This window comes from Nocardia brasiliensis ATCC 700358 (assembly GCF_000250675.2).
Lineage (GTDB): Bacteria > Actinomycetota > Actinomycetes > Mycobacteriales > Mycobacteriaceae > Nocardia > Nocardia brasiliensis_B.
In genome coordinates this window covers 4,691,336-4,710,816 of sequence record NC_018681.1, presented here as the reverse complement: position 1 = coordinate 4,710,816, position 19,481 = coordinate 4,691,336, and the positions used below count along the sequence as shown (strand labels likewise).

The following is a 19,481-nucleotide window of genomic DNA, read 5'->3' as shown; positions in this document are numbered from 1 at the left end:
GGAAGCGCGAAAAGTGCTGTGGGGCAGTTCAATTGACGGTCAAGACGGTTACTCGGTAGCCGAGGCGGATTTCGCGGCCGATGTGGGCGGCGCCGCTGAGGTAGAGCCAGCGGTCGGTGCCGCCGCGGGGGTCGGGGGCGTAGGCGGCTCGGACGTATTCGACGCCGAAGGGGAAGTTGCCGGAGGTGGAGGTGGCGATGCCGGTCATGAGGTGCGCTTCGGCGAGCAGTCGCGGTTCCGGGGTGCCCTCGGGTAGTGCGGTCGCGGTCGGGACGAAGAAGCCGAACTGTTCGGGCGGTGCGCCGGAGCCCTGCACGAGCATGCCGGTGACGAACAATCGCGCTATTCCGGTGTGTACCAGGCATTCCGGGGTCAACGGCAAGGGTGGAGTCGGCCGCAGCTCGAGTTGGAACGCCATGCGCCGAACTCTACGGTCACCACCGTCCTGTGTCCCTGCGACGACATCACCGTCGCGTCGCGATCAGCACACGAAACAACCGCACCACTTCTCGGGATCCGCACGGGCCGCCAGAGCTATATAGGGTGCGACGGTTCGCGTAGATGTTGGTCTGTTGATCAGGAGGCAATGGTGGCGTTGTCCTCTCGACCGATGCCGCCACCAATTCCCCTGAATAACAGACCAACACCACGTCACAGACCTCGCGCACCGAGGGTCGGCGCGGCGCGCGGCAAGTCGCTGTGCGAGGTGTCGACAACCTCTGTGAGAACCCTGTGGGATGACCGCGCTACGCGGCCGTCGGCGAGCTGGTCACCGCGTACGAAGCGCGAACGGTACGGCAACGTGCGACGACGCACGACGGCCGCAGCCTCCGTCACGTGCTCGGACAAAGCGCTCGTGTTCTTCGCGGTGCACCAGGGACTTTTCGGCCTGTACATGGGCTGCATCTTCGCCCCGAACCACGAGGGGATGCCGACCCTGACCACGCGCTATGCTGCGCTGCCTGCCCGGATGCAGGACTTTGCGACCACCTGAACGGGCACGGCGCGCGGGTAACCGAGCACGGCGAAATGGGCAGCCGTTGGGATGGCGCGATAAACCGCAGGCGGGGTGCTTGCCGCGGTCCGATGCCAGGCGGGCAGCACCGACCGTAGGTGTGGCGCGGCCGTCATCAGATGCGGGGCGGGGCCGCGATGACCGCACGTGTTGTGCGGCTGTCATCAGGTGCGGGGGGCGGCTGCGACGACTTCGGCCGTCGTCAACTGCTGGGGCGGGCCGCGACGAGTAGGTCGTGTAGTTCCTGGACGATGTCGTCGAGGGGGGTCAGGGTGCGGCGGGCGCGGCTCAGGGCGATCGCGCCTTCGAACGAGGTGACGGTGAGGGTGGCGAGGCGGGCGGCACGCGCTTGCGGGATGCCGTCGCGGACGAGCATGCCGGCCAGGGCGCGTTGCCAGCGGTCGAAGGAGTCGGCGGCGGCACGCGCGAATTCGGGGGCTTCGTCGTTGGTTTCGACGGCGACCGCGAACACCGGGCAGCCGGCGCGGAAGTCGCTGTCGAGCAGGGTGCGCCGCCACATGTCGGCGAACTGTTCGAGCGCGGAGGTCGGGTCGTGTTCGAGGGTGAGGCGTTCGATGTATTCGGACATGAACGTGCCCGCCGCCACCACCGCGTCGTTGATCAGCTCGGTGCGTCCGCCGGGAAAGTGGTGATACACCGATCCGCGCGGTGCGCCCGTGCTGGCGAGCACCCGATCCACACTGGTCGCACTGGCCCCCCGTACCCGCAGCGAGTCGATCGCCCCCTCGACCATCCGGCGTCGCGCATCCCCGGGACGCGGACGGACGGAACCTTCACCTCGAGCTCGGCGTGTCGCTGCCATACCGCCATGTTATGGGACGTGCCATAAACCCGGCACATCCCCAGCCCCCAGACGCATGCACCGCGCGTTCCGCTGGACGCGTGGGTGCGCTCCGCAGTGAGCAGGCCCCGATCGAGACTGCCTGCGCATGCCGATCAGCAGGATTGCACGGTGTGCCGATTCGTGCCGTTGCGCAGTCCGCGGACCTTGCCGACCAGTCCCGCGCCGCGGCCCTCGACCCAGACCAGGCAGCCGTACTCGCCGCAGCTCGTGTACGACGTACTCGGACGTTACTGCGCCGTCGACCAGTGGCGCGCTCCCGGTTATCCCAGGCCGGCCACCTCGGCCATCGGACCGTGTCCTGCTCAGCGCCACGCCTCGAACCGGACGGGCCGGTGCGCTCCGCAGTAAGCAGCCCGCGATCGGCACTGCCTGCCACATTGCGTCCAGTGCTCGACGGCGCGGGTGACGACTTCGTCCCGGGCGGATCTGCACTCTCGGCCGTGAGGGCCGGCGTCCCGCCCCTCGCCTATTTCGTCGCGTGGGTGTGGAAGTCGAGGAAGGCGTTGAGGGTGTCGGTGGGGGCTTCCAGTTGCGGGTAGTGGCCCACCTCGAGTTCGACGATGTCGGGGTTGGGGATGAGTTCGCGGTAGCGGCGGGCCATGTGGGCGCCGGAGACGGGGTCGCGCAGGCCGTCGATGAGCCGGATCGGGACCTGGGTGTCGCGCAGGGCGCCGACCCAGCGTTCCCGGTACTTGCGCCGCTCGCCCATGTAGCGGATCAGCTTGTGCCCGTTGCGTTTACCGTGCCGGCTACACCACAGCAGCCAGAACTGGTTCATTTCTTCTTCGCTGGGGCGGGTGTCGGGGCCGAACACCGCGGCCAGGCTGGCGGCGAAAACGCGTTCGGTGCCGAACACGCCGGCCAGCGGTCCGAGGGGTCCGGCGAGCAGTCGTTGCGCGGGACGGGCCCGGTGCGTCTCGGGGAACAATCCACCGTTGAGCAGGCACACCGAGGCGATGACCAGTGATTCGTCGCCGGCGGCGCGGCGTTCGGCATCGCGGGCCAGCAGTTCCTGGGTGACGGTGTCACCGTAGTCGTGGGCCAGGATGTGAAAGCGGTCGATCCCCTGCCCCCGTAGCAGGGCTTCGTGCAGATCGGCCTGGTCGGCGATCGTGTAGGTGTAGCTGAGCGGTTTGGCCGACCAGCCGAAGCCGATCATGTCCGGCGCGAGTACCCGGGTGAACCGCTCGCACAGTCCGGGCCAGAGCCGATGCCAGTCCCAGGACGCGGTCGGGAAACCGTGGATGCAGAGCAGTGTGCCGTCGGCTCCCGAGCCGCCGTCGCGATAGAAGATCTGGTGGCCGCGGTGGGTGAACCGTCGGCCGTTGGCCCGCCAGAACGCGAATTCCTCCATGCCTACCTCCCTGTCGCCGACAAGCATGGACCCTCGACCGGTCCGGCACAGGAAATCCGTCGACACCGGACACATCATCTACCGCGGGCCAGGTTGCCGCACATGCGCTCTGCGAGAATGCGACGGTGCATGTCGCGATCGGCTTGGTGGTTCTCGTGGCGTCGGCGGCGGCGTTGGCGGCGCTGGCGCGCCGGTTCGGATTGTCCGAACCGCTGGTGCTGACGCTGGCCGGGGTGGCGGCGTCGTATCTGCCGTTCGTGCCCGAGATCCATCCCGATCCGGAGATCATCCTGCTGGGTCTGCTGCCGCCGCTGCTGTACACGGCCGCGATCCGGACCTCGCTGGTGGATTTCCGCGCGAACGTGCGGGCGATCGTGTCGCTGTCGGTGGGGCTGGTGCTGTTCACGACGTTCGCGGTCGCGGCGGTGGTGTGGTGGCTGCTGCCGGTGCCGTTCGCGGTGGCGGTGGCCGTGGGTGCGGTGGTCGCGCCGCCGGACGCGGTGGCCGCGACCGCGGTGGCCCGCCGGATCGGGATGCCGCGCCAGATCGTCACCATCCTCGAATCGGAGTCGCTGTTCAACGACGCGACCGCGCTGGTGGCGTTGCGGACCGCGATCGCGGCGTCGGCCGGTGCGGTGTCGGTGTGGACCGCGGGCGGCGATTTCCTGCTCGCCGCCGGCGGTGGCGCCGCGGTGGGTGTGGCGGTCGCCTATCTGCTCGCGCTGCTGCGCCGCCGGATCAGCGACCCGGTGCTGGACACGACGCTGTCGTTTCTCGCGCCCTTCGCCGCCTATCTGCCCGCCGAGGGGATCCACGCCTCGGGTGTGATCGCGGTCGTCACCTGCGGGATGATTCTCGGTCACGGCGCACCGGTGTGGCAGAGTGCGGCGTCGCGGATCGCCGAACGCACCAATTGGCGCACCATCCAGTTCATTCTGGAGAGTTCGGTCTTCGTCATCATCGGATTGCAGGTGCGCGCGATCCTGGAGGGGGCGTGGAGCAGCGGGCTCGATCACCGCACCCTGGTGATCACCGCGGTGGCGGTGCTGGTGACGGTGATGCTGGCGCGGCCGCTGTGGATCTTCCCGTGGTCGTTGCTCGTGCGCCGGCTCGGGCGTTCGGGCACTGTGCCGCTGGAACATTCGACGGTCGTGTCCTGGGCGGGCATGCGCGGGGTGGTCACCCTCGCCGCGGTGCTGTTGCTGCCCGAGGACACCCCGCAACTGCCGGTACTGAAGTTGCTGGCCCTGGTGGTCGTCGCGGGGGCCCTGCTGATGCAGGGTACGTCGCTGCCGTGGCTGGTGCGCCTGATCCGGCTGCGCGGACCCAGCCGCGCCGAGGACGCGCTGCGCAAGGCGAGCCTGCTCCAGCAAGCCACCTCCGCGGGACTGGCCGCCCTCGACGAGGCGACCACTCCCGACACGCCGCCGGGAGTCGTGCAGCAACTGCGGGACCGGGTGGCATGGAAGGCCAATGCCGCGTGGGAGCGGTTGGGGCGCGCGGAATCCGAATCGGTCACTCCCACCGCCGAATACCGCCGACTGCGCCTGGCGATGCTCGCCGCGGAACGGGAAACCGTGCTGCGCGTACGGGATTCGGGCAGTCTCGACTACGAGATCCTGCAACATGTGCTGGCTCGGCTCGACCTCGAGGAATCGATGATCGACCGCTACGACGAAGCCGACGACGAGCGCGTCGAACCCCTCGCCGTCCCGATGGCGGACAGCTGCGCGCATCTGCGGGCCGCGCCGCTGGTCATGAACCCCGACGAGCCCGACGAATGCGCCGAATGTCTGGCCGAAGGCCTCAGCTGGGTGCATCTGCGAATGTGCCTGGCGTGCGGGCACATCGCGTGCTGTGACTCCTCGGAGGGCAATCACGCGACCAAGCATTACGCCGGCAGCGGGCATCCGGTGATGCGCAGCGTGGAGCCCGGTGAGGCGTGGCGCTGGTGCTACGTCGACGAGCTGCTGGGTTAGGTGTCAGCGGCGTGCGTGTGAATAGATCAGCCGCGCGTACTCGGTGAGCAGCTTGTCCAGCGAGACGTCCTCGCCGCCCGCGGCGATCTGCTGGTAGCCGATCAGCATCGACATGCCGAGCGAGGTGACGGTGGCGGCGGTCTCCTCGTCGCCGACCACGCCCATGATCGCCTTGTGGACGGTGCGCCTGCGGGATTCGTCGACCCGCTTGAGCGCGAGGTTCACCGATTCGTCGTTGGCGGCCCAGGCGCGGATCGCGGCCTCCGCGGCATGATGCAGGCCCGCGGCCAGGTCGGACATGGCGCGGATGTCGTCGTCGGGATTGCCCTGGTTGAACTTCAGCGTGCGCAGGATCAGCACCTGCCGGTTCTCCCAGTGCTCGAGCAGCGCGTCCACGAAACCCTGCCAGCTGCCGAAATGATGGTAGAACGACCCGCTGGTGACACCGAGCCGACGGCACAGCACACCGATGTTGAGACCCTTGAACCCCAGTTCGGCGAGCACCTCCAGAGCGCTGTCGAAGTACTGCTCCTTGGTGACCACACGTGACATGCCGGGCGCCGTTCTGTTCGTTCGGGCAAGGGTGGGAGGACCGAACAGTACCCCATTGCCGGGTCGGCGCGTACGCGGATATCCGAAGGACGGAACAGCCTGTTCCAGCGACCCGCAGTAGCTGTTACCGTGCGAAATACGTAGTGCGCGTGGGTAATCGGCGCATGCGGTCAGGGGTGAGCCGGGTCGAACGCCATCGCCCGAGTAACAGAGCGAACGCTCTGTTACGATGAACGCGTGCCCCGCCCCCGGACCCACGACCCCGACGCCGTGCTCGACGCCACGGAGTCGCTGGTGGTGCGCTCCGGGCCGGCCGCGGTCACCACCCGCGCGGTCGCGGCGGCCACCGGGATGTCCAACGGCGCGATCTATCACACCTTCGGTTCGCGCGCGGAACTGCTCGCACGCACCTGGTTACGTGCCGCATACCGCTTCCAGGCCCTGCAAACCGGCCTGGTCGACGCGGCGCTCGGCAGCGCGACTCCCGATGCGGTCGAAGCGGTCCTGGCCGCCGCCGAAGCACCGCTGGACTTCGCCGGACAGTTCCCGACCTCGGCGCGACTGCTGCTGATCGTCCCCCGCGACGAACTGCTCGGCCAGGCCCCCGGCACCGTCGCCGCCGAGCTGGCCGCCGCCGACAAGGCGCTGGTGGATTTACTGATCCGGCTGACTCGTCAGCTCTGGGACCGGCGCGACCGGCGCGCCGTCGACGTGCTCACCCTGTGCCTGGTCGACCTGCCGACCGCGATCCTGCTGCGCCGCGACCGCCTCACCAATCCCATTGCCCGCGAACAACTTCGAGCGGCGGTCCGGGCTGTGCTCGCGATCGGCCCGCCGCCCGGTGCCACCGACCGTCCGGTAACCCGCAACAGTTAGGAACCCTCGATGCCGAGCCTGAGCTACCACGACAAGATCGCCGTCCTCGATCTGGGCGACAACGAGAACCGTTTCTCACCGGAGTTTCTCGTCGAGGTGAACACTCACCTCGACGCTGCCCTCGACGCCGACGCGCAAGGGCTGGTCACCACGGCCGGTGGAAAGTTCTACTCCAACGGTCTGGACCTGGACTGGTTGAGCGCCAACAGTGATCGCGGCGACTGGTATGTGGCCCAGGTGCAGGCGCTGTTCACCCGGGTGCTCACCCTGCCCGTGCCGACCGCCGCCGCGCTGCCCGGGCACGCCTTCGGCGCCGGCGCCATGCTCGCCATCGCGCACGACTACCGCGCCATGCGCGCCGACCGCGGCTACTTCTGCTTCCCCGAAGCCGATATCCGCATCCCGTTCACCCCGGGTATGGCGGCGCTCATCCAAGCCAAGCTCACCCCCAAGGCCGCGATCGCGTCGATGACCACCGGCCGCCGCTTCGGTGGCACCGACGCACTCGCCTACGACATCGTCGACGCCACCGCCGCCGAGGGCGCGGTCACCGACGCCGCCCTGGCTATGCTCGCCCCCTTGGGCGGTAAAGATCGCGGCACCCTCACCGCCATCAAGAACACCATGTTCGGCCCCGCCATCACCGCCCTCGCCGCAGGCCGCGCCTGACCGCATCCGGCTCGAGGGCGCCACTGCCCGGCGCCCTCGGATCGGACAGCACGATTCGGCCGCACCGTCTATCGCTGACCCTCCTCGGCCGCCTCATGTCCCCTGGCCACGCGGGCAGCCGCAATCGAGTGGTCGGCGAACGTGCGCCAGGCCAGCAGGGTGAACACCACCGCGCAGACGACCCCCAGCCAGAGGGGTGCGGCGAGACCGAACCGTCCGGCCAGCAATCCGCCCAGCGACGCACCGAGGAACAATCCGCCCGCGCCGATGAGGCGATACGCGCTGTGCACCCGCCCGAGCAACTCCGGCGGCACGAGCGACTGACGCAGCGAGGCGCCGATCGTGGAGAACACCGACAGGTGCACAGCGAAAGGCACGAGGATACCCACAGCGACGACAACGCTGTGCGTCGAAGCCATCCCGGCATAGGCCGCGATCTCGATGAGCAACCCCACCCGCAACGTCGTGCCCGGCCCCAGCGCGGCAATGATCCGCGGCGCGGTCAAGCCGCCGCAGACACCGCCGAGCGCGGCAGCGACGAGCAGCACCGCATAGCCGGTGTCGCCGACCCCCAAACGTTCCTGCGCGATCAGGACCAGCAGCGAAAAGATCGCGCCGAGACCGATATTGGACAGTCCCACGGTGAGCGTGAGGGTGCGGATCAAGCGATGCCGCCACAACCAGCGCGCCCCGTCGGCGACCGCGGCAGTGAGCCGAGGCCGGCCACTGTCGGGCACGCGTCGGCCGACGGCCGCCGGGAGCGTGCCCGCCAGCACGGCGACCGCGACCAAACCCGCGGTGTCGACCACGAACGGTGTCCACGCGGTGATGCCGAACAACACGACACCGAGCGGGCGCGCGAGTACCTGTTCGATGACCGCCCGGGTCGCTTGCATGCGTCCGTTGGCGCGATCGAGATGTGCGGGTGCGACCACTGCGGGAATCGCGGTGACCGAAGCGTTGTCGAAGACCAGGCCCGCGCAGCCCACCACGAAAAAGGCCGCATAGAGCAACGGTAGTCCCGCATGACCGGTCGCGACCGCGACGCTGACCGTACCGAGCACGGCGATGCGGACGATCGTCGCGAGGGTCATCAGCCGCCGTCGATCGAACCGGTCCACCAGCACGCCGCTGGGCAGACCGAACACCAGGAACGGCGTCACCTGGGCGATCATCAGTCCCGAGACCGCGATCGGGTCGCGGGTGATCGACACCGCCAGCAGGGTGGCGCCGATCTGGGTCACTCCGTCGCCGAAGCTCGAAATCGTTGCCGCCGACCACAATCGGGCGAACGCGGCATCGAGGCGGTCAGCGGGCATCGGCGGGGTTACTCGGGGGCGGGTCGGACTTCGTCGTCGGATTCGGGCGGTGCGGTGGTGACCACGTCGATCTGTTCACCGATGTAGCGGACCACGACGGCGACGATCGCGGCGACCGGCACGGCCAGGAACGCGCCGACGATCCCGTACAGCGACCCGCCCGCCGTCACCGCGAGCAGCACCACCACCGCGTGCAACTGCATGCTGCGACTCTGCAGCACCGGTTGCAGCACATTGCCTTCCAGCTGCTGCACCGCGAGCACGATGGCCAGCACGATCAACGCCGTGGTCAACCCGTTGCCGACCAACGCGACGAGCACCGCCAGCGCACCCGCCACGAACGCGCCCACGATCGGCACGAACCCACCGATGAACGTGATCACCGCCAGCACCAAAGCCAACGGCACACCCAGGATCACCAGACCGGCGCCGATGAACACCGCGTCGATCAAGCTGACCAGCGCCTGCGTGCGAATGAATCCGCCGAGGGTCACCCACACCCGGTTCAGCACCTCTTCGACGTGGCGTCCGCTGCGGCTGCCGAGCACGGCGTGCAACCAGGGCAGCAGGCGCGGGCCGTCCTTGACGAAGAAGAACGCCAGCACGAGCACGAGGAACAGGGTGATCAGGGCCGAGGTCGCGGTGCTCACGCCGGTGAACACGCCGGTCGCGATCTGCTCGGCGCTCGACTGCAACCGGGACACGATCGCATCGACCGCCGAACTGAGCTGTTCGTCGCGGATACGCAGCGGCGGGCCCTGCAACCAGTCGCGCACCTTGTTCACGCCCGCGGTGGATTTGTCGGCCAGCTCCGGCGCCTGATCCACCACCGAGGGCACGATCAGCGCGATCACGCCGGCCAGCGCGGCGATGAAGCCGACCACGGTGATCGTCGCGGCCAGGCCCGGCTTCAAACCGTGCTCGACCAGCCAGCGCGTCGGCGGCCACAGCACCGTGGCGACCACGATCGCCAACGCCACCGGCAGGATGACCACCCACAGTTTCCCGATCAGATACAGCAGCACCCAGCTGCCCGCCGCGATCGCGACGATGCACAGCGCCCACTTCGCGAGCCACAGCAGACCCGACCCGATCACCTCACCGCGATCCCTGCCCGGCCGCCGACCACGGTCCGCGGGGATCTCCTCCGCCGTTTCCTTCGGCTCACTCATGCCTGCGCCTCACTGCTCCTCGACTCCAGCACCGGTGCGCCTTTGCTCGACGCTGCCCGTCATGCGGCCACCGACGCCGCCGGACGTTGCCGCCCGAACGATGCCGACGCTCGATCACGGGCACAGTCTCGCACGGCACCCCACGTCCGACGCGTCCACAACGCGCCGGAAACCGGTAGGAGCCCGTCACACTCGGCGGAGCTGTGCGCGGTCGTCCGAGCACAACACTCGAACTGGTCGAGTGGTCACCAGGTGTAAAGGTCGCGGAAGCCTCTCGGCCGAGGCCGCCACCATTACCTGGTGATCAACTGACCAGCGCGTGCCGCCGGGGCGGTGTGTGAGGGATGTGTTCCCAGCGGCGAAATCCCGTCCCGCTCACCGGGATCCGGGCAGTCGTGGTGGACGCGCCCGGTAGGTTCGCGTGACCGACCTCGAAGGAGGGCCCTCGTCCGCCGCCACCCTGGAACGCCCGGGGCTATATCGCCGTCATCACGTTGAACCGTCCCGAGGCGATGAACGCCGCGCTGGCCACCGACCCGCAGCTGCGGTCGGGGTGATTACCGGTGCCGGGCGCGCCTAATGATCCGCGCGCGATGCATCGCAACGCCGTTGACCTACGAGGATTCGGCGACCGGGGGTTTGTCGGCGGACAGGTGGGTGTCGAAGAAGGCGAAGATGCGCTGCCATGCGTCGCGGGAGGCGTCCTCGTTGTAGCCCAGGCCGGTGACGCGCAGGACCGGGTCGGCCGCGGTCAGGTTGGCGAACGCGTGGGTGACGCCGGGGTAGACCTTGATGTCGTGCTCGACACCGAACTCGGTCAGGGTCTGTTCCAGTTTGGCGGCCTTGCCGATCAACACGGGGTCGCGCTGGCCGAAGCTGGCCACCACCGGGCAGGCGCCGTCGAGCACGGACCGGTAATCGGCGAACAGTGACGGATAGAACGGCGCCGACGCGTCGAACCCCTTGGGCGCCACCAGCAACGCGAACCCGCCGCCCATGCAGAATCCGACGACGGCGGTGCGCCCGGTGCAGTCCGGTTGGGCGACGAGGTGATCGCGCGCGGCCAGCACGTCACGCACCGCCGGTCCGTCGCCGGTGGACACCAGCGCCCGGTAGATCGAGCGCACGCACCGTACCCGGCCGCGGGAGAACAGGTTCGGCGCGACCGCCAGATACCCGTAGTCGGCGAGCATGCGCATCGTGCGCCGCAGATCGGCGCTGAACCCCACCGCATCGTGGATCACCACGACCCCGGGCCACGGGCCCTGTCCCGACGGCCGGGCGATCATCGCCTCCAGCCGTCCATCGGGGGTGGTGAGTTCAATCGTGTCCATGACCACCGAATCTAGGCCAGTGTCTCAGACATGTACAGGGCGGTTTGTCTGTGCACAGGCCGGTCGATCGTCAGGCTGTGGCGGCGTGGAACCACGGGCACTGACGTCAGGCGCAAGGGAGTCGGTGCGCAGACTGCCGCGCACTTCTCGTCGTCCCGCGCGCATGTCGGTCGGCTGACACGCGCGCGGGGTGACGAGAAGTGCGCGGGAGCGCGCAGTCGGTGGCGGCGTCGCGGTGGGCGGCGCCTATCTCGGCCGGCGCCCGCTCACCACCACTCGGTGCCGCGGGCGAAGCGCCATGGTGGCGCGCTGTAGTTGGTGGGGTGCAGCGGCCGACGGCGTGGGTCCTGCCGCCGCAATCGCGGAGGCGGTCGTGACGGTAAGCCGGGCCGATAATCCACGCCGCCCCAGATCCGTTCCAGCGGCACGTGACCGGTCGGCCGGAACGATCCGCGGGCGATCAGTGATGGGCGGGGCGCTCCTCCGCTGACTGGGCCGGACTCTGTCCCGGCAGTCGAAGTCGCTTGAGCGACACCGCATTCAACGCCACGATGATACTGGAACCCGACATCGACATGGCGGCGATCTCCGGCCGCAGCGTGAACCCGAACGCCGGAACGAACACGCCCGCCGCGATCGGCAGCGCGATCGTGTTGTAGCCGACCGCCCACGCCAGATTCTGGTGCATCTTGCGCAAGGTGCCGCGACCGATGCGCAGAGCGGTCGGCACATCCAGCGGGTCCGAACGCATCAGTACCAGATCGGCGGTCTCGATCGCGACGTCGGTGCCCGCACCGATCGCGATCCCCAGATCGGCCCCCGCCAGCGCGGGCGCGTCGTTCACACCGTCGCCGACCATCGCGACCTTGCGGCCCCCGCGTTGCAGCTCGGCGATCTTCGCCGCCTTGTCGCCGGGCAGCACCTCCGCGATCACCGTGTCGATGCCGAGCCCGGCCGCGATCCGCTCCGCGGTGCTCGGGGAACGCCCGCACCGCTCCGCCCACCATGACGAGATCGAACGACTGGTTCGCCAGCAGCTTGCGGATTTCGGATTCAGCTTCCGCGGGTGAGGTGTGGACCATGCACGGCGTGACGTCGAATTCGGTGTTCTGTAGAGCGGCATTGGCGACGTCGACCCTGGACGTGAGTTGTGCCTCGTCCAGATCGGGGAAACGACTGTAGTCCATGGCCCGTGGGTGCAATCCGATGGTCAGTGCGCGCAGGCGTGCGGCTGGTTCGGTCACTTGTCTCTCCTCCATGAAGGGTTGCGCCCGCCCGCATGGAAAGGCCGACCCTGTTCATCTTGATATAACTTTGAAAGCAAAGGTATTTTAGAGAGAACGGTATGTCAACGGAGGACGGGCTATCCCTGGACGACCTGTTCGGGCTCGGCAACCAGATCTGCGACTGGGCAGACCCGTTCGGCAAGCTGTTCGTGCGAAACCCTCGCCATGGTCGCCGAATTCGAGCCGACCTCGGCCATCTGCGCACCCGCGAGGGCGTGGGCCGAAGCCCGCAGACCTCCTCGAGTGGTCTCGATGGCGGCACTCGCGAGTTAGCCGGGACCTCGCGCCGTGCCCGGTGCGGTGCTCCCGATTGCACCTAGAGTTGGCCGTGTTGGGAGTCGAAAGTTACTACGCGGCTGCCTAATTGGACTTGGGCGCCGGGGATGAGTTTGACGGGGTGGCCGGGGATGGCGCGGGACCAATCCTGGTGGCCGGGTTGGCGGATGTGGGTGCCGTTGGTGGAGCCGCCGTCGACGACGGTGACATCCCAGTCGACCAAGCGGATCTCGGCGTGCGCGCGAGACATGCCGCCGGAGCGATCTTCCAGGCGGACCGGGCGGGCTCCGCGCGAAACCGCCTCGGCGTGTTCGGGTTCGCGGCCGAGGACGCAGTCGGCATCGAGAACATAAGAGGTGCCGTCGTCGAGCAGTAGCAGTCCCAAGGGTGGGCGCACGCCGTCGGTCAGCACACAGGTGAGCTGATCCATCCGAATGCCGCACACCGCGCAGAACGACACCCGCGGATCGTTGAGATGGTCACGGGCACACTTGAACCCCTTGATCACCACCCCCGGATCGCTCGACTCCACCTCGGGTACGCGCGGAGTCCGCGCCGAGGTCGGCACCATGGTCTCCTGCATATCGATGTCCGACGCCGCACCGCCGTAATGCACCGGCCCGGAACCCCGGTCGTGCACCACCCGCTCCTGCGGGTCCGTGCTCGACGGACGCCCTTCTTGCGGCGCAACCACATTCGGCTTCACCAGACGCGGCGGCGTGACACCTGCCGGCGGCATATACGACGTCGGCCGCTCATCGGCCACCCCGGAGTCCTGGCCGGCGTCACCCAAGACGGTCGACGCCCCACTGTCAGCACCGCCGCCAGCGACCGCATCACGTTCTCCGACCGCCCCGCTGTCACCACCGCGACCCATAGCACCTGCGTCGGTGCCGCGCGTCGCGCTATCCGCCGACGCAACGTATTCGGCGGGGGCATCATCCGCAGAGGACCTCCGTCGGTGCTCGTCTCCCCCGGGCGCGACACTTAGCCCCGACCCGCGAGAACCACGCAGGGCAGAGCCGATCGCCCCACTGTCGACATGTTCCGTCGGCGCGTCCCCGCCGCCCGCCGCTCCGCCCCCGGCTCGCTCGTCTCGTTCCGGACCGCCCAGGGCAGACTTCACCGCTCCACTGTCCGCATATTCAGTCGGGACGTCACCACCTGGCGGTGACATCGACGTCCCGGGGCGCCCGTCACCGCTCGGCGCGACGCCCTCCATCGAATTACGCTCCGCCGCAACGTATCCCGACGGCACGTCCCCGTCACCCGGCTTGCTATCTCGGGCCGCCCCCTCACTGCGACTCGAACCGCGTGGCACGGCATCACTGTCCACGTAATCCGCCGGAGCATCACTACCCGACGACGGCATATCCTTCGAAGGCCGCTTACCGCCCCGAGGCACCACACTTCCCGCGAATGCTGACAAACCACCATCAGCAGCCGCGACATACTCCGTCGGCGCGTCACCGCGCCCGGCCACCACGTCACTGCGATCCGTACTACGCCCCGCACCCCGTACTCCACCGGGCGCAGCACTTTCACTCCTGGCAGGCGGCATGTATGTCGTCGGCCGCTCATCGTCGCCGGACGCACCGCTCCCCATAGCCGCGGCTGTCCCGCTCTCAGCGGACGCGGCGCGATCGCTGCCTGCAGGCGGCATGTACCTGGTGGGACGATCGTCTGCACCGACCGCACCGCGCGGCACGAAGCCGGACGAGCCCGCGCCCGATGCCGAACTTTGTGGGGCACCGCTGAATCCGTCTACCGGCCCACTGCCCGAATCGGATTCGGGTGCAACTCCTGCCGGATCGCCACCCGCAGCCGCGCCGCGGGACGCACCGGCACCGGTCGCGCCATCGCCTGCCCCGTGATCGCGCGCTGGATCGGGGTGTTTGCTGAAGTCTGTGGCGGTGGGCCGGGCCACTCGCGGTGCGGTGCCGGGCCGGACGTCCTTGGGCGGGTGGGTAATTCCGGTCGGAACAGGTGGGGGCTGGGCTGCGCCGGCCGGTGCGTCTCCGAGGGCGACCGGCAGTCCGGTGTGCCGTGCGGCAGCGGTCTCCGCCGCACCTTCCGCGTGCGGGACACCAATACTGCCGAGCGCCGCCTCGTTCGCGCCGAACCACAGGACCGCTCCAGCCCCCGGTGTCGTCCCTTCGGTCAACGTGAAAACCCCACGGGTCGGCAAGGTTTCGATATCGAGGCCGACTTCGTCGACGAACAACCCCGCACCGACGGACGGGGCGGGTAGCACCACGCGGTCGACGGTGAATCCGGCTTCACGGCCGCGCAGTATTTCGGTCCGCGGACCTGCGTCCAGGACGGCGCTCACCCCGCCGTGCAGGAAGACCGCGACGCCGGTGTCGGTCGGTGTGAGCACACCGAATTCGACGTCGTCCTCGTCGCCGTTCTCCAGGCTCATCAGCCAGTTGGTGGCCAGCCGCGCGACGGTTCGCCCGCTGCGGCGGGGTTCGTCGGCGGTGACCCGCCGGACGATCCCGAGCAGCGCCGTCATGGTGCGGCCCGCGATCGATGCGGGGGTCACCGGTGTCACGGACCGGTGGGCGACGACAACGACCACGCCGCCGGCGCTCGCCACCAGGTGCGCGCCGGGAAGGACCTCGATCTGCCTGTTCACAGGAACCTGCCACCTTGGAATCGCCAACGATGGAACGGCACCCGCAGCGGCCCGTTCACGATGAGCCAGAACACCATCCAGGTGAGGACGAACTGGATGAGGAACGCGGTGAGCGAGGGGTGCAGGTGCTCGGGGAGCACGAGGGTGGTGCGGTCTACGAGCACCCACATGAGTGCCCCCTCGTTGATCACGGTCAGGAAGCCGAACAGCGTCGGCCAGTCCTTTTCCCAGCGGAACTGTTGCAAGAAATGGTAGAGCAACTCCCACAGCACGCCGACCAGAACGGTGGCGAGCAGCACCGACAGCGTCACCCGGTAGGCCTGGCCCAGGCTCAGCGAACCGGTCGGCAGCAGCGGCGTGATGAGCACAGCGACGAAGGCGCCGATCACACTCAACGCGAGCACACGGGTCTGGATACGCCCGTTCAAAGTTGGCAGCATCAGCTCAGATCTTCTTGTTCGTAACCCATGACCACCACTGGCTCGTCGAGCGCAGCGGACCCATCCGGCGGCAGAACCCCAGCGCCGCAAGATCGTCGGCGATCTCCTGCGCGGCGATCTGCAACCCGAGGAACGTGTCGACGCCGATGAACGGCCCGCCCAGTGTCGCGCTACCGGATGCATAGATGCGTCCGGTGCCACTTCGGGTGCCGATCAATTCGAAGGTGGTGTCGACGTCCAACCGCCCGACCGGATTACGCCCGGCCCCGGTGTGATCGAGCAGATCGGCGAGCAGGCGATGTTCCCGGATATCGGCTTCGAGTCCGGTGCAGTCGATGATGTAATCGACCGTCGTGTCGAACGGCTGGGTCGGCGGTGGCACCGGCAATTCGGCAGTCACGTCCGGCATGATCGTCGCGACCACACCCTGACGTCCTGCGGCGGGCCGCGGCGCGCGCATGGTCCCGGCCATTACCTGATACCACCCTTCGGCCCGGCCGCGCCGCAGCTGTTTCTGCCACGAATTCCGGATCGGGGTGTTGGTTCCCGAGATCTCCTTGTAGGCCTCGGCTCGTTGTTCGCCTTGCAGGTTGCGGATCTTCTGTTTGAGCTGTCCGCCCCACACCGATTTCGGATAGTTGAACCCTTGATACGCCCAGCCGTGCGAGCCGGGTCGCCGGTTGAACACATTCTTGCCGTGCGCTTTGGCGACGTAGGTCCGGAACAGATGCAGGATCTGCGTATTCAGCTGGAGCCGGTCGCGATCGTCGATGAGCCGCTGCAATACCCGGCTCGCGACGATCCCGCTCCCGCGGATCATCACTGTCCCCGGTCTGCGCTGCAACGCCTGGTAGACGTGCTCGTGCGGCTCGTAGGCGTTGACCACGCGGGTGGGATCGCGATGGGTCTCGCGATATTCCTGGAGATCGGGCAGCAGCTTGAGCCCGGGATATCCCACGGCCACATGCACATAGGTGCTGCGGAACGCGATCCGCTTGGTCGGCGTGGAATCCGCGGGCGGGGTCAGGATCGTGAAATAGCCCCCGCCGTGCCGTTTGCGCACCATGCGAACATGCCCGCGATGCAACGAACTCGCGTACCCGATGCGATGGAATTCGCGTTCCATCCCCACGAACGCCTGCCCGGCCCGCGGCGTGTAATAGTTCGCGAAGATGGGCTCCACGAACACATTCCACAGCGGCTTGATCGACTTGTCCGCGATCGCCTCACGCACCGCGTACGAGGGAAAGCCCCACATGTTGTCCGGCTCGGACGCGGAATCGCTGCGCAGTCGCTCGCCGCGCGGAATCTGCGAGACCCGGGTGAGATATTCGTAGGAGGACCACGGATGTTGCTGCGGCCCGAGCACGGCCATCGCCTGTGCGGGCACCCCGAAGATGCGCAGCGTGTCGTAGGTGACGAACGAGCCGATCCCACTGCCGATCGTCACGAACGGCACATCGATCACCGGTATCCCGGCACTGTTCAGCATGTCATCGGTCCACACGTCGGTATCGACGAGGACCTGTGTGAGATCGCCCCGCATTGCGGGGATGCTACCGGCCGATTCTTATGGACAACTTGCGATTACCCTGCGGGCGCAAGCACTCCCGGCGACGCGCGGTGCGGGCTGTACGACGCGCGAGAAACCCCGGATCTGATCGAAGATGCCACGGGGGTGGGCTCGGCGGAAGTAGCATGCGGTCGTGGCCGACTCACTGCGGGTCCTCGTGTACAGCAACGACGCCGATACGCGGCGCCAGGTGATCCTGGCGTTGGGTAAACGGCCGCATCCGGAGCTACCGGCGTTGGACTACCTCGAAGTGGCCACCGGCCCCGTGGTGATCCAGCACATGGACGCCGGCGGCATCGATCTCGTCATCCTCGACGGCGAGTCCGCCCCGACCGGCGGGCTGGGTATCGCCAAGCAACTCAAGGACGAAATCGAGCACTGCCCACCGGTGCTCGTGCTCACCGGCCGCCCCGACGATGCCTGGCTGGCCAATTGGTCGCGCGCCGAGGCGGCGGTCTCGCATCCGATCGATCCGATCCGGCTCACCGAGGCCGTGGTCGGGCTGCTGCGCAACCGTTCGGCAGCCTGAGCGGTTCTCCCGTACCACTTTCAGTGCGAGCATTGATGCATAGCCTGCATTAATCGAAAACCGGCCTGCCGCTGCGTAAGACGACTCCCGGTTGCGGACTTATCGCCGACGTCGCTTATCGGCCTCCCGTCCAGGTCGGGCGGAGTGATGGATGTTGGGGTGAGGCTCACCTAAGAGCAAAAGCCTGGCCACCACCCGAAACATGCTCCGAGGAGCGGTTTTTCGCGACACCGACTGACCGGTCGACCAACGTCACGTGACAGGCCTTGCGATTACCACCGTTTCAGTCATGAATCCGCGTCACGAATTAGATCAAACGCAGCAGTCAAAGCTGCGGCACCCAGACATATCGGTTGTAGGCTGTGCCCTAGCTCACAGGTGCGCGGGCACAGCCATCACCCCGCGCCGAGCTGGCCATGGGGCGAGTCTGGCCGAGGCGGACAACGACGTCAGCCCGCCTCGGAAGCTGCCGTCCGGCTAACGGACGGCCCACCCGCAGGCTCCAGCCCACCAGGAAGGGGCCGGCTCACACCAAGGGAGAGGGCAGTCGTGAATATCGAAATGCCGACTCTTGTACTAGGCGCGGTCGCTGCGGCGTTCGCGGTGTTCACCATCGTCATGGCGGCCCTCGTCGGCCCGAAGCGGTACAACCGGGCCAAACTCGAGGCCTACGAGTGCGGTATCGAACCGACCCCGCACGCCGTGGCCGGCGGCCCGGGAAACGTGACGGGCCAACGCTTTCCGGTGAAGTACTACCTCACCGCCATGCTGTTCATCATCTTCGACATCGAGATCGTGTTCCTCTACCCGTGGGCAGTCCACTTCGATGCACTCGGTCTCTTCGGTCTCGCCGCGATGGCGCTGTTCATCTTCAACGTGTCCGTGGCCTACGCCTACGAATGGCGGCGCGGCGGACTCAGTTGGGACTGACTGCCGCACAGCGTGTTCGGGCGACGAGTGGAAGTGAAGGTTAGTCGGATATGGGACTCGAGGAAAAACTGCCCAGCGGCTTTCTGCTGAGCACGGTCGAAGATTTCGCCGGATATCTGCGTAAGGGCTCACTGTGGCCCGCCACCTTCGGTCTGGCCTGCTGCGCCATCGAGATGATGGCCACGGGCGCAGGCCGTTTCGACATTGCCCGCTTCGGTATGGAGGCGTTCCGCGCCTCGCCGCGGCAGGCCGATCTGATGATCGTCGCGGGCCGGGTCAGCAACAAGATGGCGCCGGTGCTGCGACAGGTCTACGACCAGATGACCGAACCGAAATGGGTTCTCGCCATGGGGGTTTGCGCGTCATCGGGCGGAATGTTCAACAACTACGCCATCGTGCAGGGCGTCGATCACGTGGTACCGGTCGACATCTACCTGCCCGGCTGCCCACCGCGGCCGGAGATGCTGTTGAACGCGATCCTGACGCTGCACGCCAAGATCCAGGAAATGCCGCTCGGGGTCAACCGGGAGGAGGCCGTGCGTGCCGCCGAGCAGGCGGCCCTGGCTTCGACACCCACCATTCGGATGGAGGGGCTGCTGCGATGAGCTCAGCGTCGCAAAGCGACTCGATGAGGGGTGGTGGCCGGGTGGCGGGCGGGCCGTTCGACTCCCCCG

General features: G+C 67.9%; 17 protein-coding genes and 1 pseudogene. 7 read left to right on the top strand and 11 right to left on the bottom strand.

Translation table 11 applies throughout. From position 1 onward, the window contains the following. Positions 1-28: 28 nt before the first annotated feature. A complete protein-coding gene (locus O3I_RS20970; protein WP_014984977.1) occupies positions 29-418 on the bottom strand; it encodes a hypothetical protein in 390 nt (129 codons plus the stop codon). A 438-nt stretch (positions 419-856) separates the two neighbouring features. Here O3I_RS20970 and O3I_RS46385 point away from each other — a divergent pair, with 438 nt between their 5' ends. Beyond that, on the top strand, positions 857-994 hold the full coding sequence (locus tag O3I_RS46385) for a hypothetical protein (RefSeq protein ID WP_014984976.1): 138 nt from the start codon (positions 857-859) through the stop codon (positions 992-994). 223 nt (positions 995-1,217) lie between these two features. Here the strand turns inward: O3I_RS46385 and O3I_RS20965 are convergent, their stop codons facing one another. Both O3I_RS20965 and O3I_RS20960 read right to left on the bottom strand, forming a co-directional pair. Next, positions 1,218-1,769 carry a TetR/AcrR family transcriptional regulator gene (locus O3I_RS20965; RefSeq protein WP_014984975.1) on the bottom strand — a complete coding sequence of 184 codons (552 nt, stop codon included), beginning with the start codon at positions 1,767-1,769 and terminating at the stop codon, positions 1,218-1,220. A 577-nt stretch (positions 1,770-2,346) separates the two neighbouring features. Next, positions 2,347-3,234 (bottom strand): alpha/beta fold hydrolase, encoded by an 888-nt coding sequence (locus O3I_RS20960; protein WP_014984974.1) that lies wholly within the window; start codon positions 3,232-3,234, stop codon positions 2,347-2,349. Positions 3,235-3,359: 125 nt separating this feature from the next. Here O3I_RS20960 and O3I_RS20955 point away from each other — a divergent pair, with 125 nt between their 5' ends. Further along, positions 3,360-5,213, top strand: a complete 1,854-nt coding sequence (locus O3I_RS20955) for a Na+/H+ antiporter (protein ID WP_014984973.1) — start codon at positions 3,360-3,362, stop codon at positions 5,211-5,213. 3 nt (positions 5,214-5,216) lie between these two features. On the opposite strand, the gene O3I_RS20950 is transcribed toward O3I_RS20955, so the two are convergent. Further along, positions 5,217-5,765: a TetR/AcrR family transcriptional regulator gene (locus O3I_RS20950; RefSeq protein WP_014984972.1), complete on the bottom strand. Its 549-nt coding sequence runs from the start codon at positions 5,763-5,765 to the stop codon at positions 5,217-5,219. A 237-nt stretch (positions 5,766-6,002) separates the two neighbouring features. Here O3I_RS20950 and O3I_RS20945 point away from each other — a divergent pair, with 237 nt between their 5' ends. Beyond that, a complete protein-coding gene (locus O3I_RS20945; protein ID WP_014984971.1) occupies positions 6,003-6,641 on the top strand; it encodes a TetR family transcriptional regulator in 639 nt (212 codons plus the stop codon). Positions 6,642-6,650: 9 nt separating this feature from the next. After that, the gene (locus O3I_RS20940) at positions 6,651-7,310 is read left to right on the top strand and encodes an enoyl-CoA hydratase-related protein (RefSeq protein ID WP_014984970.1); all 660 of its coding nucleotides are present in this window, start codon (positions 6,651-6,653) and stop codon (positions 7,308-7,310) included. A gap of 68 nt (positions 7,311-7,378) precedes the next feature. Here the strand turns inward: O3I_RS20940 and O3I_RS20935 are convergent, their stop codons facing one another. The 7 genes and pseudogenes from O3I_RS20935 to O3I_RS20905 all read right to left on the bottom strand — a co-directional run bounded on the left by O3I_RS20935 (position 7,379) and on the right by O3I_RS20905 (position 17,321). After that, positions 7,379-8,629: an MFS transporter gene (locus O3I_RS20935; protein ID WP_014984969.1), complete on the bottom strand. Its 1,251-nt coding sequence runs from the start codon at positions 8,627-8,629 to the stop codon at positions 7,379-7,381. A gap of 8 nt (positions 8,630-8,637) precedes the next feature. Beyond that, positions 8,638-9,801, bottom strand: coding sequence for an AI-2E family transporter (locus tag O3I_RS20930; RefSeq protein WP_014984968.1), 1,164 nt, complete (start codon positions 9,799-9,801; stop codon positions 8,638-8,640). A gap of 614 nt (positions 9,802-10,415) precedes the next feature. Continuing rightward, complete coding sequence (locus O3I_RS20925; protein WP_014984967.1) at positions 10,416-11,135, bottom strand: dienelactone hydrolase family protein; 720 nt, start codon at positions 11,133-11,135, stop codon at positions 10,416-10,418. Positions 11,136-11,595: 460 nt separating this feature from the next. After that, a pseudogene (locus O3I_RS20920) lies at positions 11,596-12,123 on the bottom strand (HAD-IC family P-type ATPase); the annotation flags it as partial. A 614-nt stretch (positions 12,124-12,737) separates the two neighbouring features. Further along, a complete protein-coding gene (locus O3I_RS46380; RefSeq protein ID WP_014984965.1) occupies positions 12,738-15,335 on the bottom strand; it encodes an FHA domain-containing protein in 2,598 nt (865 codons plus the stop codon). After that, complete coding sequence (locus O3I_RS20910; protein ID WP_014984964.1) at positions 15,332-15,775, bottom strand: hypothetical protein; 444 nt, start codon at positions 15,773-15,775, stop codon at positions 15,332-15,334. Before O3I_RS20910 ends, O3I_RS46380 begins: the two co-directional genes overlap by 4 nt. A 4-nt stretch (positions 15,776-15,779) precedes the next feature. Beyond that, a complete protein-coding gene (locus O3I_RS20905; RefSeq protein ID WP_014984963.1) occupies positions 15,780-17,321 on the bottom strand; it encodes a hypothetical protein in 1,542 nt (513 codons plus the stop codon). A 160-nt stretch (positions 17,322-17,481) separates the two neighbouring features. On the opposite strand from O3I_RS20905, the gene O3I_RS20900 reads away from it, so the two are divergent. The 3 genes from O3I_RS20900 (at position 17,482) to O3I_RS20890 (ending at position 19,412) form a co-directional block, all read left to right on the top strand. Continuing rightward, a complete protein-coding gene (locus tag O3I_RS20900; protein ID WP_014984962.1) occupies positions 17,482-17,877 on the top strand; it encodes a hypothetical protein in 396 nt (131 codons plus the stop codon). A gap of 561 nt (positions 17,878-18,438) precedes the next feature. Further along, the gene (locus O3I_RS20895; protein ID WP_424769573.1) at positions 18,439-18,807 is read left to right on the top strand and encodes an NADH-quinone oxidoreductase subunit A; all 369 of its coding nucleotides are present in this window, start codon (positions 18,439-18,441) and stop codon (positions 18,805-18,807) included. Between the two features lie 50 nt (positions 18,808-18,857). After that, positions 18,858-19,412, top strand: coding sequence for a NuoB/complex I 20 kDa subunit family protein (locus tag O3I_RS20890; RefSeq protein ID WP_014984960.1), 555 nt, complete (start codon positions 18,858-18,860; stop codon positions 19,410-19,412). Positions 19,413-19,481 lie beyond the last annotated feature (69 nt).

Coding starts and splice junctions, on each gene's coding strand:
- O3I_RS20905 (WP_014984963.1), bottom strand. CDS start 17,321: ATGCGGGGCGATCTCACACAGGTCCTCGTCGATACCGACGTGTGGACC.
- O3I_RS20970 (WP_014984977.1), bottom strand. CDS start 418: ATGGCGTTCCAACTCGAGCTGCGGCCGACTCCACCCTTGCCGTTGACC.
- O3I_RS20890 (WP_014984960.1), top strand. CDS start 18,858: ATGGGACTCGAGGAAAAACTGCCCAGCGGCTTTCTGCTGAGCACGGTC.
- O3I_RS20950 (WP_014984972.1), bottom strand. CDS start 5,765: ATGTCACGTGTGGTCACCAAGGAGCAGTACTTCGACAGCGCTCTGGAG.
- O3I_RS20935 (WP_014984969.1), bottom strand. CDS start 8,629: ATGCCCGCTGACCGCCTCGATGCCGCGTTCGCCCGATTGTGGTCGGCG.
- O3I_RS20895 (WP_424769573.1), top strand. CDS start 18,439: ATGCCGACTCTTGTACTAGGCGCGGTCGCTGCGGCGTTCGCGGTGTTC.
- O3I_RS20930 (WP_014984968.1), bottom strand. CDS start 9,801: ATGAGTGAGCCGAAGGAAACGGCGGAGGAGATCCCCGCGGACCGTGGT.
- O3I_RS20940 (WP_014984970.1), top strand. CDS start 6,651: ATGCCGAGCCTGAGCTACCACGACAAGATCGCCGTCCTCGATCTGGGC.
- O3I_RS20910 (WP_014984964.1), bottom strand. CDS start 15,775: ATGCTGCCAACTTTGAACGGGCGTATCCAGACCCGTGTGCTCGCGTTG.
- O3I_RS20925 (WP_014984967.1), bottom strand. CDS start 11,135: ATGGACACGATTGAACTCACCACCCCCGATGGACGGCTGGAGGCGATG.
- O3I_RS20965 (WP_014984975.1), bottom strand. CDS start 1,769: ATGGTCGAGGGGGCGATCGACTCGCTGCGGGTACGGGGGGCCAGTGCG.
- O3I_RS20960 (WP_014984974.1), bottom strand. CDS start 3,234: ATGGAGGAATTCGCGTTCTGGCGGGCCAACGGCCGACGGTTCACCCAC.